This window comes from Vibrio sp. 1401 (assembly GCF_033340295.1).
Genome location: NZ_JAWOWF010000528.1, coordinates 1 through 616 on the forward strand (window position 1 = coordinate 1; position 616 = coordinate 616).

At 50.6% G+C, this 616-nt stretch carries 1 protein-coding gene; it reads left to right on the forward strand.

What is annotated here, in order from left to right:
• Positions 1–616: PTS transporter subunit EIIC (locus tag R7Z77_RS26640; protein WP_318137207.1), on the forward strand; the 616-nt coding region annotated here is incomplete at both ends.

A 616-nucleotide genomic window follows, 5' to 3' on the forward strand; every position in this document is an offset into this window, starting at 1 on the left:
TGCAGATGCCATCATCGTCGCATGTGACAAGCAAGTTGACATGAACCGCTTCGCGGGCAAACGCGTGGTTAAAACCAACGTAAAAGCCCCAATCCGCGATGCTCAAGGACTGATTAATGAAGCGTTAAACGCACCGACGTACCAAGCTGAGTCCAATGGCAATACGCAAGCGTCGGTTGCCGACAAAGCTTCTCAAGCTCGTTCTGACTTATATCGCTACTTGATGAATGGCGTATCACACATGATCCCATTCGTCGTAACCGGTGGTCTGTTGATTGCCCTTGCTCTTGCTGTAGGCGGTCAGCCAAGTGAAGCGGGCATGGCGATTCCTGAAGGCAGCATGTGGAACCAAATCCTCAATGTCGGTGTGGTTGCCTTTACGCTGATGATCCCAATCCTTGCCGGTTACATTGCTTACGCTATTGCTGACCGTCCTGCTCTTGCTCCTGGCTTGATCGGTGGTTGGATTGCAAACAACGGTTCTTTCTACGGCGCAGACGCTGGTACAGGCTTTATCGGTGCCATCATCGCTGGTCTGCTTGTGGGTTACTTCGTGAAGTGGATTACGTCGATTAACTACCACAAATTCATCCAACCTTTGGTGCCAATCATGATC